Consider the following 13,791-nt stretch of genomic DNA (forward strand, 5'->3'; position numbering starts at 1 on the left):
ATCAGGCTCCTCAGATCTGTGTGTCGGTGAAGCGGGAGCGATGGAGGCTGCCGAGCAGCCACCACCGCAGTTGTTGGCGGATCAGCCAGACCAGGCCGCGGCGCTTAGCCATGGTCGGCCTCCAGCGCGACCAGGTGCGGCTCGCCATCGGCGGTCTCGAATGTCATCGAGATCACGCCGCTGTCGGGGTTGGCATCCATGACGGCGGTCACCGAGGTTCCGTCGAAGAAGTCCAGACGGCAGACCTGCATGTGCCCGCTGGCGCGGATCTTCGAGACGACGGCGTCGATCCGAACCGCAGTCGTGCCTTTGCCTTCGACCCAGCTGATGCGCGCGCCCTCGCCCGGGTACAGCGGGGCGGTTTCCACCACGGCGCTCATAGACCGGCTCCCGATGTCGGCTGTTTGGCTCGCCCCCGGAAGGAGGCGAGATCGACGACGGGGTCGCTGGGGTCGGTCGACGCCACGACACGCTGGCGCCGCGGTACCGGCTTGGCTTCGAGGCGCCGCGCCATGCGGGCCGCGTCGTGCAGTTCGTCGATGCCCTGCATGAAGAGTTGGTGCGGGAAGACGCCGGTCTCCTGCATCACCGTGAACCAGCGCTCGATCACGCCTTCGATCTTTTCGGCAATCATTGGCCACCTCCCAGGTTTGCCCAGGCGGCCTTCAGGTGCTGGAGCCCCATCAGCTCCACGCCGCCCGCGTGCATCACGGCGCGGCGGACCACCTTGTTGACCAGGCGCAATGCGCCGGGCTTTGCCGCCACCTCCTCGACGTAGGCGATGCATTCCGGGCTGGTCACACCCCATGCTTCGGCCTGTGCTCGAACGTCGCCGGCGGTCGGGCGCGGTATGTACCGGCGCCCGCCAACGCGGCTGTAGACCTGGGCGTGCTCGCCGGTCCTGCCGCCGCCCGTCATTCGGCCGGCGACCGTCTCGTTGCCCAGAAACGCGATCCCGATGCCTGTGGCGTCATGGATGCTGCGGATTTCGTCGAAGCACTTGACGTTGAGGTGCTGCGCCTCATCCACGATCAGCAGGCCGCCTGTCTCGGCGGTTTTACGAAGGATCGCCCTATACAAGGGCCGGGCGCCGGTGAACGACATGTCCTTGATGCCCACCGCCTCGGCGATCTCCTGCAAGGCCGGCACGACGGACGAGCAGTGCGGGGCCATGGTGGCGAGCCACACCGACCGGTTGTTGTCCCGGTAGTGTTTGGCGGACTCCGTTTTGCCGACTCCCGGCACGCCAGTGATCGTCACGATGTCGCCGTCGGCATGGGCGATTGCGAGCGTCACCACGATGTCGCGCGCCGTCGGCCCATTGAAGAACGGAGGCGATGAAGGGATCCGCAGGGCGGCTTCCTGGCGGCGACTACGGGCGGACAGCCACTGCTCTACCGCCCGGTCAAAGCCGTCGTTATCGCCCTTGTATTTGCCCTGTAGCCACTGGTTGAGGGCACCGCCGGATACGCCGATCTCCTTTGCGGCGGCGGCCTGCGACAGGCGCTCAGCCTCCATGACGGACCGGGCGCGCTGGCGAAGGTCGCCGTCGTCGACGCTTTCCAGGGCTGTATGTGTGCTGATAAGGTTCATGTCTTCCTACCTCCACTGTTATCGACCGGTGGGCGTTCCCGCGCCCGCCGGTCACTCACGGCCCGTCACAGACGGGTGCGATCACGGATGGCCTTCATGGCCATCACGTTGTTCACGAACTCATCGGGGAGTGCGTTGGGGTCGCTTTCGGGCAGCCGGGCCGGCTGCGGCTTCGTGGCGGCAGCACTGAACCGCTGCGGTTTGACGACCCTGGCTTCCGGTTTCACCGGGGCGTCGGGCGTCGGCAGCATCCGTGCCACGTCGCGCTCATTCAGGACGATCTGCGCGTCGGCCAGCTCACGGGTTGCGCGCAGCCGGGCCTTCCTGGCTCGGGCGTGCTTCTTCGCTTCCGACTCATCCATGAAGCCGCTGTCGGCGATGCAGCCGGCGGCGGTGATGTAGGTGCCGTCCAGGTCATAGACATGGATGTGCTTGCCGAGTCGGTCCGGGTCGTAGCGGACCGCGACCTTGCGGCCGATATAGCGGGCCAGGGCAGGGTCGTAATAACGGTTGCCGTAGAGGTGCAGCACACCGTCCGGCTGGCGACAGGTAAGGCCGACCACCGACAGCAGCCAGAGGCGACGGATCGCTTCGTCCTCGGGGGCGACCTTGCGGATCAGGTCGCGCTCGTAGCTCTCGTTGAACACATCGTCGAAGGAGCGGCCCTGGGCGACCAGACTGTTGCGGTCGGTGCGGGCGTTGTAGCGGTTGATCTCGCGCTCGCAGACCCGCAGCAGGTCGATCATCCGCACGGCGCGCGCGCCGTAGTTTGCCGGCTTGTTCGTCGGACTGTTGCCGGTATAGGCGCCCTCGAACTCCGGGGCCTTGGAGATGTAGCGAGACAACTCACCGAAGGCGCGCTCGATCGGCTTGGACTGCCCGTGGCCCGGTTTGGTGAACCGCAGGTCGATACCGAGCGCCGGGAACAGCCCCAGGAAGTCGTCGTCGCGCGGCTTGTAGCGGTTGCGGTATTTGGCGCCGCCGGTATTGGCCTTGGCTGCGGCTGCCATCGTGTTGTCCGAGAAGACGGTGTCGGGGATGCCCCAATTCTCGATGACGTCGCCGAAGGCCAGGCGGAAGCCGGTGGCGTTCTCGGTGGTGTCGAGCCGCCAAGAAAGGATCTTGTTGCTCGACAGGTCCTGGAACCCCAACAGGAATGCGCGGCCGATCTCGCCGCCGGGCCACTCCACGAACAGGTCGATCTTGTGACCGTCGTAGTTGAGCGCCTCCAGGGCGCGCAGATCCGAGCGGTCCCGGCGCTGTGCTGGGTATTTCCGGTTGAACTCTTCCATACCTTCCCTCCTGAGTGTGATGACTTCGGGGTCGATCTCGCGCTTGAGCTTGCGGGACAGGGTCTTCGGAGTGCCTGGCAGCACCCAGCCGTGGTCGCGCGCGGCGTCCTGCAGGCGTTGCCAGCATTCGGCGACGCTCGGCTTGCTGAGGCGCAGGTAATCGGCGAGGAAGAAATCCCAGGCGTCGGGATGGATCTCGGAGGCCGGCTTGCCGCTCCGCGAGTAGCGGGGTGTGAGCCAGGCCAACCAGTCGGCGCGGTCTTTGCCCGCCACCGCCTCGAACCAGTTCCAGATGGCGCTGATGGCGACCTTGTTATCGACGGCGGCCTGGGCGACGGCGGCCGAGCGATTGGCGCCCCCGCGCTCCAGATCCAGCACCGCGGCCAGGATGGCGAGGTTGCGGCGCGCCCGGTCCTTCGACTTCGCGGTTGCGGCTTCGAAGTGCCTCCAGATCTCGGCGCGGCCGGGCTCGGCGCGCTGCGCATCCGCCTCGGCCGCCCGTTCGCGGACCTCGCGCGCCAGAAGGGCGACCTGGGCGAGGGTCGGCAGAACGGTGTAGTGGTATTCGAAGCCGCCGCCGCGACCCTTACGGCGCCTCGCCAGGGGCTCTCCGGAAACAGTGCGGGCATCGGCCCAGCCCTCGGCTTTGGCGAGGCGATGTATGCCGGCATAGGGGTTCGAACCCTTCTGCTTGCGCGGAAGTCCGCGCAACTTCATCTCGGCCAGTTCGGCGGCGGTGAACCACTCGACGCGCATCAGCGGCCCCTCCATCTCGGACGGAGTTGCTTGCGCCGCTGTTCGCGCTCCTCGATCTCGTCGATCAGGATCATCTCCTCGATGGCCGGCAGATAGCGTTGGTCGACTACCGCGCCACCGAGCAGCCGCGCTCCGGTGTCGAGCAAATCGAGCCGCCCAAGCGCATGGGAGAGGGCGACGAGCCGGGCGAACGAAATGTTGTGATCGTCGCGGGCCTGGCTGGCGTAGGCGTTGAGCATGTGGGCCGATACGTCCTCGCCCAGGAACTCCGACATGCGGCGCGCCACCTCGTCGCGCGGCATGTCGGAATCCCGGAGCGCGGCTGCCACGGACAGACTGATCCGCTCTGCAAGGCGCCACCCTTCCGGCTCGGCCGCGCGCGCCGGAGTCGGAACAACCGGCGACATGGGTTGTTTGGGCTGCCAGGAGAGCAGGTCCAGCGTCAGCGGATCGCGCCGGGCCTTCGCCATCATCCGACCTCACCGAATTTGGCGACCTCGTCGCCGAGGGACTTCCAGCCCGGCCGCGTGTTGCGCGCGAACAGCTCCAGATAGGGGCCGCCGAACATCGTCTCGATGCGCTCGTACTGGCTGGGCGGTTTCTGGCTATGGCCGCGGCGAGGAGAGCGGATCTCGTCCTGGGGCCACCAGTCGATGAAGTCCCGGACGCTGTGCGCGCCCTCGGGTATCTCGACGTCGCCGAAAAAGGCGGTCGGCTTGCGAAGCTGAGGGTTGCCGCGGGTGCAGAGCAGGCAGGGTTCCAGGTTCTTGCGGGTGCCGTAACCGGGGCCGAATGCATACTTGCCGGTCTCCGGATTGAACTTCCGCCACTCCCAGGCGAGGCCGGCATACTCGAAGCCCCAGGCCTCGATCACCCGCGTCCAGACCGGCATGTGCGGCCAGGTTGCCCACAGGAAGAGAACGGCGTCCTTGGCTGCCAGAAGGCTGACGTCGACGCTGCAGATCTCGCCGATCGGCATGGTGTCGTAGTGGCGGCTGGGGCTCTTGCCCTGGCCCTTTTCGCTGTGCGTGTCGAAGGGCCAGTTGGGATCGGCGAGGATGACCGGATAGCCGCCGGTTCGGCGGTGGCGGATAAGCTGATGGCGATCACGGAGGTCGATCATGTGCGCGCCCTCCGCAGCCATTTAAGGAGCTGTTGCGGGGTCGTTGTGGCCTCGCCATCCAGGCGCTCGCAGCCGGGGATGACGTACTGCAGGCCCTGGTCGGTGAGGTCGACAGCGAACGGCGCCCCGTCGAGCCATTGCGAAGGGGCGGTCACCAGCTGACGAGGATCGCGGTCAGCCATACCCCCCCCAGGAGCGGCGGCCGGGCTACGCATCACAACCGTGACGCGCGCCCGGCCGCGCTCTACCATCGGAGTTGCAACACAACCGATGGAGAGAACGATGGCCACTGACGATGGATTGCTGATCTCGAACTTCTTGATGTCGACAGCCGCTATTCGCGTCCTTGTGCGGTCAGGCGTCCTGGACAAGGAAGCCTTGCTCGCGGAGATCGAGGTTCTCCGCTCACACCTCAGCGACGCCGAGGACCTCGGCGAGTCGGTCGATGCCGCTCTGGAGGGGATCCGCAACATGCCGGGACCTAGCGGCTGAGGCCGTAGACAGAGCGCAAGAGAGCGGACGCCCGCTCTTCGGTGAGCCCGCCGCGATCCTCGAGCTTGACGGTTACGGTGAACGGCCCCTCTAGGCGGCCCCGGTTGAGCAGAACGGTCAGCAGGAGCTCGTCCCAGTCGCGACCACTCCACCCTTGGGCGTCCGCCCATGCCAGGAAGGTGTCTCTCCCGCTCGCGCCGTTGTAGATGGCGGGGTCGGCCGGCACGCTGCCGGGCCGGCGGTCGCCCAAGAAGAACGTCGAGAGAAGTTCGGCGCGCTTCTGTGCGGGTGTGGCGGAATTGGGATCGCGTGCGTTGTCGCTCATGCGTCTTCCTCCGGTTGGTCGCGCTCGGCCAGCCACGCGACGAACTCGTCACGGATGAGCGCGAAGAACATGTTGCGGACCCGCTTGGGCGCCCGGCGCAGCCAGGTGGCAAGGCGGGTGACTTCGCGCTCGGCGGCGCGGCTGGATTTGTCGGCATCGGGCTGATTGTCGCGCTGGCCTCGGATGGCGGCGGCCGCATCCGCGACCTTGCGCGGGCCACCTTCGGTCAACATCAGATCGACCGCCTGCGCCTGCTCCTCGGCCGTCAGCCTGGAGAGCCGGAACAGCTCACCCTCCTGGCGGGCGATCGATGTACCGGCGATGCGGGCGCGGACTGCTGGCGCCAGGCGGTCGTACATCTGAACGGCGCGCCAGACCGTGCGCTCGGCGCGGCCGGTCGACCGAGCGGTCGCGGCGGCGAAGGAGAGGACCGACGACCAAACTGCAATTTTTGCAGTTTGGCCTTTTTCAATGGCTTGCAGGCCGGCCGCGCCCTGAACCGCTCCTGGATACAGCTTCTCGTAATACTCCTTGCGCAGGGCATAGGAGGCTGCCCGGTCCAGCGGGTTCAGATCGTGGCGCGCCAGGTTCTCGTCGATCTCGCGCAGCCGGGCCTCAGTATCGGTCGCGACCACGATACGGGCCTCGATATCGAGGTACCCGAGGTCGCGCACCGCCTCGATGCGGTGCGCGCCGGACACCAGGATGTATCGATCGCGGAGCAACTTCTCGCTTCCGGGCGCCTTGCGGACCTCGATGGGCTGGCTCTGCCCGATGTCGCGGATGCTTTCGGCGATCGCGGCGACATGAGCGGGGTCGACCACCCGCAGCCGGTCGACGACGTCGATTTGGTCGAGCGGGATCCTGTGGATCTGTTCTGTGCCGGCCACCGTCACGACACCCCCCCCGTTTTGACGCTGTCTAGCAAGACGGGATCGTGGACTATCGACATACGACCAACGGATGCAGGAGATGAGGACATGGATATCAACGACGACCTGGCGCTAGAGGCGGCCACAACCTGGTGCATGGCCTTCGGGGTGTTGATGGCGGAGCTGGTGCGCGGCGGAGCACTAGCGCCGGAGGACGCGGAGCGGGTGCTGGAGCGCATGGCTGGATTCACCGACGCCCTCGATCGCCAGGGCGACCTCGACCGTTCGCCGGCTCAGCAGAGCCTGGCGATGGATTTCCACCGGATGACGCTTGAGCGAGTCGGCGAGATCTTTCGAGATACGCTCGCCTTGCCGCCACATGATCCTGGGCCGCCTTCTGGTCGCTGAAGCTGCTGGCGATCGAGGTCGGACGAGGGGCGGGGCTCAAGAACGCGACGAGCTTCTTGATGATGCTCATGTCAGGCCACCTTCTGCTGGTGTTGCTGACGAAACTTCGGGCGATCCGTATAGTGCGAGCCGGGTTGAGGCTTCAGGCGCTCTCCCGTGCTCGGGTCGTAACGGCTGGGCCAGATCTCGCGCGGCGACATGCCGAGGCATTCCGCGATCGCCAACTCGCCTTTCGGATTGGGGCAGCGGGCGGTGACTCGCGCGACTGACTTCGGCAGACCGTACATCCGGTCGACATCCGCGAAGGTCAGGCCCTTGCGGTTCAAGAGGAACCGGATCTCCATCGGATCCTTGTCCGCGGCACGGCGGTTCGCCATGGGCTTCTCCTGTCGTGTGGCCGGCCTGGCAGGGCCGGCTTTGTTCGGGACTTTGAGTGAACGTTTGTGAAGGCTCGTATAATGATACGATACAAGCAAGTAGAAAAATACGATGACCGTAGTTTTCTACGAATTTGTTGGCTTCCGGGCCGGCAAGAAAGCGGCCGCTATGCCTGACGCGCCCTTCGCGAATCGATTAGCGATCGCCATCGGCGACGAGTCGGTCAGCTCGTTCTCTCGCCGATGTGAAATCGGAGAAGCCTCAATCCGGCAGTACCTGAAAGGGAGCGCCCCGAGCATCGACAAGGCTGCCGCTATAGCCGACGCCGCCGGTGTTTCCATCGAGTGGCTGGCGACGGGCCGCGGGGAGATGCGCTCTTCCAATCCACAGGTGCTGCCCGAGGACGAGATCGATCGACGGCTTCTGGAGATCCGCGAAACCTTGATGGAGCATGTGGATCTGCCGGTCTCGGCTGACGCGCTCGGCCACGATGATGCGCTCTGGCCGATCTATGTGGAGCTACAGTCGCTCGCTCGCGGCGGCGGTGCTTCGGGCGCTCAGCGCGCCGAGGCCGATCTTTATCTGCGCACGGCCTTCGACGATAGGGGGGCCGACCGTCGCATGGAGCAGCGGGTCAAGGACGTCGGTGTCCGCATTCGCGCTGCTTACGCGGCTGTCGATGAGGCGCTGGCGGCGGTCGGTTGGACGCCCTCGCCGCTCTTCAAGGAACAGCTGCGCACGGTCGCCTTCCGCCACGAAATGACGGTCGAGGACCTTACGCTCCTGTCCTCCGCAGTTAGGGACGAGGTCGCCGCTGCAACGGCGCCCTCCAAGCCCCGGCCCGCCATCAAAAGATGAACGGGGTTTGTAGCTAGAGTGAAACAGGGGTTAATGATGATCGGAAAAGCACTCGTCGCCGGGGCAGTAGGGCTGCTGTCCCTCTTATCCTCTAGCCCGACCCTCGCCGGCCCAAACGACGACGTTTTCTTCTCCGAGTGGTCCCATGGCGAACGGCCACCCCGCCGGGATCTGGGGCAATGGGTGATTACATGCCGTCGAGACGCGTTCACCGACGAAACGAACTGCTCAGTTCGGGCAACCCTGCAGGGATCGCGGCGCGGCGACATGGTGGTGACGCTTGCGGGTAATGGCTCGACTTCGATTGCCGTAGGGGGCGGGCCACACAAACCCGGGTCGGTGGCTGCTGTACGTATCGATGATGCAGGCGCGATCAGTTGGCCTGCCGAAGAGGTGCTTTCCGGAAAACGGGCTGCACGGGTTGTCGATCAACTGCGCGCCGGCGCCGTCGTAAGGTCGCGCTGGGTTTCCTCTCTGAGTTCGACGCCGCTGGATCAAGAGGCACTGCTGTCCGGCTTTGGTGTCGCCGTGGACAGGGCGAGATCAGTCCTCAGTGGGTCGTACAGCTACACGCCCGCCGAGGCCGCGAGTGCTGCCTTTTGGCTCACAGTCCAGATCACCCCGCATCTTGCCGGCGTGCGGCTCTGCGATCCGAGCCAAGCGCAGGCGGTTGAGCAGCGTATTGTCGACGCGCTCCGCGGTAAGCCGCAGGCACTAACTAGCCATCAACGATCAAAAGACAGCGTCATGGTGGGGGCCGAATTGAACGCCAAACGATTGGGTGTCGGCGGGATCAATTGCCCGGCCGCCAAGCTCGCCCTTGATCGAACAGCGGACCGCCTCCTGGATGAAGCGGCGCGCTTTCAGTGACCGAAAAAGTGCAAATGTTTGGTGTCGCCGCCTACTCCGCGTTCCGACAGGAAAACGGCGGCTCTCCGCGCCTCTCCAGCGAACTCTTGCATGAGTTCGCTGCGCCGGTCGAAATGCAAGAGTTCCAACGCCCTCTCGCCGGCCGGGCCGGTAACGACAGACACCCTGAAACGGGCGGTTGTCCGCCATTTAAACGCCGCTTGAACGTTTATGCGCCGACCGCTTAAATACCGCCTGTCCGGCGCGATCAGGCGCGAAATCGCCGAATTTACTCCAGAACCCGCCGCGGCCGCCCGGGGGTGACACCCGCCCCGTTTTCCGCAGAACCCTGCGCCTGTCACGAGTTGTCACGCCGGATAACGGTTTGTAACGGGTTTCTCTAGAACCTACTGTCCGTCAACAACCTCTTCCAGCTCCGCCAGCAGGGCGTCGGTGTCCTCGGCCCGGCCGGTGGTGATGCGGATGTAGCCCTCGTAGCCCGGCACCATCAGGCGGCCGATCATGATGCCGCGCTTCTCAAGCTCGGCGACCACCTCGGCGGCCGGCTTCGGGGTCTTGGAGGACAGGTAGTTGCCCACGCTCGGAAACGACTCGCAGCCGAGCCTGGCAAGCCCCGCCTCCAGCCGCTGGCGCTCCACGAAGGTGCGCTCCACGATCGACTTCATATGCGCCTGGTCGCCCAAAGCCGCCAGCGCGCCGGCCTGGGCCACCGCGTTCACGTTGAAGGTGCTGCGGACCTTCTGGAACCAGCCGGCCACCTCGTCCGACCCGCACAGCGCGTAGCCGACCCGCATGCCGGCGAGGCCGTAGGCCTTGGAGAAGGTGCGGAAGGCGACCCACGGCACGTTGGTCACCTCGGCCATGGCCGCCAGATGGTCCGAGCCGCCGCCATGGATCCCGTATTCGTAATACGCCTCGTCCAGCACCAGCAGGGTGGTCGGCGGCAGGGCCTTGGCGAAGGACACCACCTCCTCGGTGGTCAGGATGCCGCCGGTCGGGTTGTTCGGGGTGGCGAGGAAGACGATGCGGGTCTTGTCGGTGACCGCGGCCAGCATGCCCTCGGTATCGGCCGAACCGTCCTGGCGCACCTTCACCGCGACCAGGGTGGCACCGTTCACCGCGGCGGCCTTGTTGTAGCTCGGGAAGGACGGCACCGGCACCAGCACCTCGTCGCCCGGCGACAGCACGATGCGGCCGGCGGCGACGATCAGCTCGTCGGAGCCGTTGGCCAGCACGATCCGCTCCTTGGGATGGCCGGTATGCTCCGCCAGCGCCGAGGTCAGATCGCGCCAGAGCGGGTCGGGATAGTAGTTCACCCGGGTCGCCGCCTCCTGCATCGCCGCGATCGCCTTGGGCGAGGGCGGGAAGGGCGATTCGTTCAGGTTCATGCGCCGGATCTTGGACGGGTCGATTCCCGACTTGGAATCCCGCTGGATCGGCGGCTGGCCGGCGGGCGGCATGGCACGAATGAAGGGCTTCGCAACACTCTGCGCGGGATCGGCGTCGGCCATGTACGGGTCTCCTGGTCTGGCGGGCGGCAGAGATTAGCGTGATTTGACGGCGCTGTGCATCACCTCACGGCACCCGATGACGCAGCACCTCTCGTTATTGCGGCGGGCAGCCGATAAGCTGGTCCCATGACCGCCGAGCCGATCGATCAACCAGCCGAGGCCGCGCGTCCGGACGCGCTGACCCGGGCGCTGATCCTGACGACGCTGACCATGGTGACCGCGCTGTACGCGATGACGGTGACCATCGCCAACGTGTCGCTGCCGCAGATGCAGGGCGCGCTGTCGGCGACCACCGACCAGATCGCCCTGGTGGTGACCTTCAACATCATCGCCACCGCCGTCGCCACGCCGATGACCGGCTGGCTCGCCGCCCGGTTCTCGCGGCGCACGATCCTGATCTGGGGGGTCAGCGGCTTCACCCTGGCCTCGCTGGCCTGCGGGCTGGCGCCGACCCTGGAACTGCTGGTGGTCGCTCGCATCTTCCAGGGCGCGTTCGGCGCGCCGCTGGTGCCGCTGAGCCAGGCCATCGTCATGGACAGCTACCCCAAGCACCAGCAGGGCTCGGCCATGGCGATCTTCGGCATGGGCGTGGTGCTGGGGCCGGTGCTGGCGCCGACCGTCGGCGGCTACCTGTCGGAGGTTTACAACTGGCGCTGGGTGTTCTTCATGATCGTGCCCTGCGGCCTCGCCGCCCTGGCCGGGGTGGTGGTCTACATCCAGGACCGCTCCAAGGCGGGCTCCAGCTATCTCGACTGGACCGGGTTCCTGACCCTCGCCCTGTTCATCGCCGCCTTCCAGTTCATGCTGGATCAGGGCGAGCGGCTGGACTGGTTCGACAGCTCGACGATCCTGCTCTGCGGCGCGGTCGCGGCCCTGATGCTCTACCTGTTCATCGCCCATTCCCTGACGGCGGAGCGGCCGTTCCTCGATCCCAAGCTGCTGCTCGACCGCAACTACGCCATCGGCCTGCTGCTGGTCTTCGTCTTCGGGATGCTGAACTTCACGCCGATGACCCTGCTGCCCGCCCTGCTCCAGGGGGTGCGGGGCTATCCGGATTCGATCATCGGGGTGATCCTCGGCGCGCGCGGCGTGGGCACCCTGGTCGGGTTCTTCTTCATGTTCTGGGGCAGCAAGCTCGACCCGCGCCCCACCCTCGCCATCGGCTTCGCCCTGCAGGGCATCGCCGGCTGGTACATGTCCCAGTTCAGCATTAACCTGACCACCTTCGACGTGCTGTGGACCAGCGCGCTGCAGGGGCTGGGCGTCGGGCTGGTGTGGGTCCCGCTGACGATCGTCAGCTTCAACACCCTGCCGCGCGAGAAGACGTCAGAGGCCACGGCGATCTTCCACCTGGTGCGGAATTTCGGCAGCTCGATCTACATCTCCATCGCCATCTCCATCGCCCTGAACGGGGCGCGGGTGAACTACGCGGAGATGACCGCCCATGCCCGGCCGACCAACGAGGCGCTGCAGTTCCAGGATTCCCTGTTCCGGGTCTGGGAACTCGACAGCACGGGCGCGCTGGCCGGCCTGTCCAGCGAGATCGCCCGGCAGGCGGCGATGATCGGGTACCTGAACTCGTTCTACGCCTTCACCCTGACATCCTTCGCGGTGCTTCCGCTCATGCTGCTGATCAAGCTGCGGCGGTAGTGGACCCAACAATTCTTCATCGTCATCCCGGGAAGCCCCGGACTTGATCCGGGGGTTGCCCGGGACCCAATTGCGGTCGAACGGGCGGGGTCCCGGCCCGATCCCGGATCCGGTCCGGGCTCGTCCGGGATGACGGTGAACAATTTAGGAGCGCCACGGCCCCAGCCTCAGGGCCGCCACGATGAACAGCCCGTAGAACGCCATCGCCCCCGCCACCACGGCGAAGACCGCCTGCGGGGTGGCGGCGTCGGTCATCACCAGGGCCGCGCCGCCGGCCACCACGATCAGCAGCCGCAGGAACGTGCCGATCACCGGCCAGACCATCGAGCCGAGCCCTTGGCTGGCGAAATACAGGCAGAGCCCCAGGCCGAAGAAGGCGTAGCAAGGCCCGACGATCCCCAGATAGGTGCCGACCGCCAGCAAGGTCTCGGGATCCTGGGTGAACAGCCGTCCCCAGAGATCCGGCTGCACCGAGCCGACCAGGCCGATGGTGCCGACGATGCAGGCCGCCATCGCGCCGCCGGTCCAGGCGATGCGGATCGCCCGCTGCCGCCGGCCGGCGCCGACATTCACCCCGACCATGGCGATCAGCGCGCCGCCGACCCCGAAGATCACCGGGATCATCAGCAGCTCCAGCCGCGCCCCGATGCCGTAGCCGGCGAGCCAGTGGGTGCCGAGCCGGCCGATGATCGCGGTGACGATCAGCGCCATGGAGATGGTCAGGGCCGACTGGGTCGCCGCCAGGGTGCCCTGGCGCAGCAGCGGGACCAGCACCGGCGCTGATACCGGTCCCGGCGTCACCAGCACCGCCGCCCGGCCGCCCAGCAGCCAGGCAGACAGGCCGAGAGTTCCGAACAGATAGGCGAGCGGCATGGCCAGCCCCGCCCCGGCGATGCCGAGGCCCAGCGGGAAGATCAGCACCCAGGCGATCCCGGCATGCAGGATCAGCACGCAGCCGAGCGCGATCGCCGGCCGGATCGTGTCGCCGGACCCGCGCAGCAGGCTGGCCAGCACGTTGAACAGCCACAGGGTGAAGATCCCGGCGGCCAGCCGGTCGCCGTAGAGGTCGGCGGCCTCCAGCACCGCGCCCTCGCCGCCCAGCAGGGCGTAGAGCGAGCGGCCGAAGCAGAGGATCGCCAGCGCCATGACCGTGGCCAGGGCCAGGGCGATCAGCACCGCGCTCCGCAGGATCTCCTGGGCCCGCGCATCGTCGCCGGCGCCGAGCGCGCGGGCGGTGGCCCCGGCCACCACCCCGCCGATGGCGCCGCCGGACAGCATGTTGGTCAGCATCAGCAGCGGGAACACCAGGGCCACCCCGGCCAGCTCCACCGTGCCGAGCCGGCCGAGATAGGCCCCCTCCACCACGCTCATCCCCGATTGCAGGAAGGAGGCGGCGATGTTGGGGACCGCGAGGGTGGCGAGTGTCTTCAGGATCGGCCCGTCCAGCAGCCGGGTCCGCCGTGCGTCGCTCAAGGCATGTCCTTCATGTGCGAGAACCGGCCCAAGGGTGTCGGGGCCGGGCTATGGGAAGGCGCATCATGCGGGAAATCCACCCTGGCGACACGTCCCATCGAGCGCCGGCCCTTCGACCCGCACCCCGTGGGGTGCTGCTCAGGGCGAGGCCTTTCCATTTCCAAACAGTCGTCATCCCGGACGCTCCCGG

17 protein-coding genes are annotated in these 13,791 nt (G+C 66.7%); 5 read left to right on the forward strand and 12 right to left on the reverse strand.

Annotation, left to right across the window (positions count from 1 at the left end):
• Positions 1-104: 104 nt before the first annotated feature.
• The 7 genes from T8K17_RS01910 to T8K17_RS01940 all read right to left on the reverse strand — a co-directional run bounded on the left by T8K17_RS01910 (position 105) and on the right by T8K17_RS01940 (position 4,946).
• Complete coding sequence (locus T8K17_RS01910) at positions 105-380, reverse strand: hypothetical protein (RefSeq protein WP_322331192.1); 276 nt, start codon at positions 378-380, stop codon at positions 105-107.
• Positions 377-634, reverse strand: a complete 258-nt coding sequence (locus tag T8K17_RS01915) for a hypothetical protein (protein ID WP_322331191.1) — start codon at positions 632-634, stop codon at positions 377-379. The genes T8K17_RS01910 and T8K17_RS01915 overlap by 4 nt, the downstream gene beginning before the upstream one ends.
• Positions 631-1,593, reverse strand: coding sequence for an AAA family ATPase (locus T8K17_RS01920; protein ID WP_322331190.1), 963 nt, complete (start codon positions 1,591-1,593; stop codon positions 631-633). Before T8K17_RS01920 ends, T8K17_RS01915 begins: the two co-directional genes overlap by 4 nt.
• A gap of 65 nt (positions 1,594-1,658) precedes the next feature.
• Positions 1,659-3,641: a transposase domain-containing protein gene (locus T8K17_RS01925; protein ID WP_322332822.1), complete on the reverse strand. Its 1,983-nt coding sequence runs from the start codon at positions 3,639-3,641 to the stop codon at positions 1,659-1,661.
• Positions 3,641-4,111 (reverse strand): DNA transposition protein, encoded by a 471-nt coding sequence (locus tag T8K17_RS01930; protein WP_322332823.1) that lies wholly within the window; start codon positions 4,109-4,111, stop codon positions 3,641-3,643. The genes T8K17_RS01925 and T8K17_RS01930 overlap by 1 nt, the downstream gene beginning before the upstream one ends.
• Positions 4,111-4,764, reverse strand: a complete 654-nt coding sequence (locus tag T8K17_RS01935) for an MT-A70 family methyltransferase (protein WP_322332824.1) — start codon at positions 4,762-4,764, stop codon at positions 4,111-4,113. The genes T8K17_RS01930 and T8K17_RS01935 overlap by 1 nt, the downstream gene beginning before the upstream one ends.
• Entirely contained in the window at positions 4,761-4,946 is a 186-nt protein-coding gene (locus T8K17_RS01940) for a hypothetical protein (RefSeq protein ID WP_322331185.1), read from the reverse strand. Before T8K17_RS01940 ends, T8K17_RS01935 begins: the two co-directional genes overlap by 4 nt.
• A 100-nt stretch (positions 4,947-5,046) precedes the next feature.
• On the opposite strand from T8K17_RS01940, the gene T8K17_RS01945 reads away from it, so the two are divergent.
• Positions 5,047-5,256, forward strand: coding sequence for a hypothetical protein (locus T8K17_RS01945; RefSeq protein WP_322331184.1), 210 nt, complete (start codon positions 5,047-5,049; stop codon positions 5,254-5,256).
• On the opposite strand, the gene T8K17_RS01950 is transcribed toward T8K17_RS01945, so the two are convergent.
• Complete coding sequence (locus T8K17_RS01950) at positions 5,246-5,581, reverse strand: hypothetical protein (RefSeq protein ID WP_322331183.1); 336 nt, start codon at positions 5,579-5,581, stop codon at positions 5,246-5,248. The two genes, T8K17_RS01945 and T8K17_RS01950, sit on opposite strands and share 11 nt — an antisense overlap.
• Positions 5,578-6,477, reverse strand: a complete 900-nt coding sequence (locus T8K17_RS01955; protein ID WP_322331182.1) for a ParB N-terminal domain-containing protein — start codon at positions 6,475-6,477, stop codon at positions 5,578-5,580. Before T8K17_RS01955 ends, T8K17_RS01950 begins: the two co-directional genes overlap by 4 nt.
• Before the next feature lie 84 nt (positions 6,478-6,561).
• Between T8K17_RS01955 and T8K17_RS01960 the strand changes: the two genes are divergently transcribed.
• Positions 6,562-6,861 carry a hypothetical protein gene (locus tag T8K17_RS01960; protein WP_322332825.1) on the forward strand — a complete coding sequence of 100 codons (300 nt, stop codon included), beginning with the start codon at positions 6,562-6,564 and terminating at the stop codon, positions 6,859-6,861.
• Positions 6,862-6,932: 71 nt separating this feature from the next.
• Here the strand turns inward: T8K17_RS01960 and T8K17_RS01965 are convergent, their stop codons facing one another.
• Complete coding sequence (locus T8K17_RS01965; RefSeq protein ID WP_322332826.1) at positions 6,933-7,238, reverse strand: helix-turn-helix domain-containing protein; 306 nt, start codon at positions 7,236-7,238, stop codon at positions 6,933-6,935.
• Positions 7,239-7,350: 112 nt separating this feature from the next.
• Here T8K17_RS01965 and T8K17_RS01970 point away from each other — a divergent pair, with 112 nt between their 5' ends.
• Both T8K17_RS01970 and T8K17_RS01975 read left to right on the forward strand, forming a co-directional pair.
• Positions 7,351-8,097 (forward strand): helix-turn-helix domain-containing protein, encoded by a 747-nt coding sequence (locus T8K17_RS01970; RefSeq protein ID WP_322332827.1) that lies wholly within the window; start codon positions 7,351-7,353, stop codon positions 8,095-8,097.
• Between the two features lie 267 nt (positions 8,098-8,364).
• Positions 8,365-8,967, forward strand: coding sequence for a hypothetical protein (locus T8K17_RS01975; RefSeq protein ID WP_322332828.1), 603 nt, complete (start codon positions 8,365-8,367; stop codon positions 8,965-8,967).
• A 386-nt stretch (positions 8,968-9,353) separates the two neighbouring features.
• Here T8K17_RS01975 and hisC read toward each other — a convergent pair whose 3' ends face one another.
• Positions 9,354-10,478: a histidinol-phosphate transaminase gene (gene hisC, locus T8K17_RS01980; RefSeq protein WP_322332829.1), complete on the reverse strand. Its 1,125-nt coding sequence runs from the start codon at positions 10,476-10,478 to the stop codon at positions 9,354-9,356.
• A gap of 126 nt (positions 10,479-10,604) precedes the next feature.
• Between hisC and T8K17_RS01985 the strand changes: the two genes are divergently transcribed.
• Positions 10,605-12,128: a DHA2 family efflux MFS transporter permease subunit gene (locus T8K17_RS01985; protein ID WP_322332830.1), complete on the forward strand. Its 1,524-nt coding sequence runs from the start codon at positions 10,605-10,607 to the stop codon at positions 12,126-12,128.
• 144 nt (positions 12,129-12,272) lie between these two features.
• Here the strand turns inward: T8K17_RS01985 and T8K17_RS01990 are convergent, their stop codons facing one another.
• The gene (locus tag T8K17_RS01990) at positions 12,273-13,601 is read right to left on the reverse strand and encodes an MATE family efflux transporter (RefSeq protein WP_322332831.1); all 1,329 of its coding nucleotides are present in this window, start codon (positions 13,599-13,601) and stop codon (positions 12,273-12,275) included.
• Positions 13,602-13,791: the final 190 nt, after the last annotated feature.

The sequence above is a fragment of the Thalassobaculum sp. OXR-137 genome (genome assembly GCF_034377285.1).
Lineage (GTDB): Bacteria > Pseudomonadota > Alphaproteobacteria > Thalassobaculales > Thalassobaculaceae > Thalassobaculum.